Here is a 1,206-nt window from a genome sequence, read left to right on the forward strand (position 1 = left end):
ACTCTCACAAATGTTCATCTGTGAGAGTTCTGCGACAGCCCCCGGAGCGATCACGTTTCCGCAGGTCGCCGTTCGCAAAAGTCCTCTCAAAACCCGCACGTTGTGCGAGGCACTTCTGAGAGAATCCCGGCATGGATCTCACACCCGATCAGGCCGCATCGGCGATAGAACGTCACGACTGCCCGAACTGTGACGCCCCCGCCGGCTCCGCCTGCCGCACCCGGGAAGGGAAGACCGCCGCGAAGTACCACACCCCCCGCTTCGTCCTCATCCCCGCGCTCCGCGAGGAACTCGAAGTCCTCGTCCCCGCCGACCGACACCCCGGCCGCGCGTGGAAGCAGGGCCCGGCGCTCGCCGTCGTGCCCGCGCCCCGCACCGAGCGCCCGGTCCGCATCGGCTACGCGAGGACGTCGACCGCGCGGCAGGAACTGGCGAGCCAGCTCGAAGCCCTCCACCGAGCGGAGTGCCACAAGGTCTTCAAGGAGCAGATCAGCACCCGCGTCAAGGTCCGGCCCGAGCTGGAGAAGGCGCTCGCCCTGGCCCACCAGTTCAAGGAGGCCGCCCCCGAGACCCCCGTAATCCTCACGGTGCACGAGCTCAAGCGCCTCGCGCGCAACGCGGCCGAGCTGATGACGCTGTCCGCCGAGCTCCAGGCCGGCGGCATCCAGCTCGAACTCCTCACCGGCCCGCTCACCGGGATCTACGACCCCAACGGCATGGGCGCCATGTTCTTCGCCGTCCTCGCCGTCGCCGGACAGATCGAGCGCAACTACATCCGGGAGAAGACCCTCGAAGGCCAGGTCACCGCAGCGGCCAAGGGCAACCACGGCGGCCGCCCGAAGGTCATCGACGACGACATGCTCACCTTCGCCGTCGCGCTGAAGGACGAGGGCGTCCCCGTCCCCGAGATCGCCAAGAAGCTGGTCATCAAGACCGGGAAGAACGCGGGCAAGTCCCCATCCGTAGCCTCGCTCTACCGGGCGCTCGCCGAAACCGAGGAGGCCGCACCGGACAACGGCCTGCCGATGCGGCCCAAGCCCGTCCGCATCCGCCAGCCCGGAGAGCCGCTCACCGCCGAGGAGATGGACCTGCGTGAGAGGCTCCAGGCCCAGCCCCACCCGAACGCCGAGCCGCGGTAGACCCGCCCGCGGCCCGCATCGAGTCCATGATCACCCGCTTGGCGTTAACCGCTGTTCCCCAAGGCCG

1 protein-coding gene is annotated in these 1,206 nt (G+C 68.8%); it reads left to right on the forward strand.

Going from position 1 to position 1,206, the window contains the following annotated elements; translation table 11 throughout:
* The first annotated feature begins 131 nt into the window (after positions 1-131).
* A complete protein-coding gene (locus ABZ194_RS30380) occupies positions 132-1,139 on the forward strand; it encodes a recombinase family protein (protein ID WP_355600447.1) in 1,008 nt (335 codons plus the stop codon).
* The last annotated feature ends 67 nt before the right edge of the window (positions 1,140-1,206 follow it).

Source organism: Streptosporangium sp. NPDC006007, from assembly GCF_040614315.1.
Lineage (GTDB): Bacteria > Actinomycetota > Actinomycetes > Streptosporangiales > Streptosporangiaceae > Streptosporangium.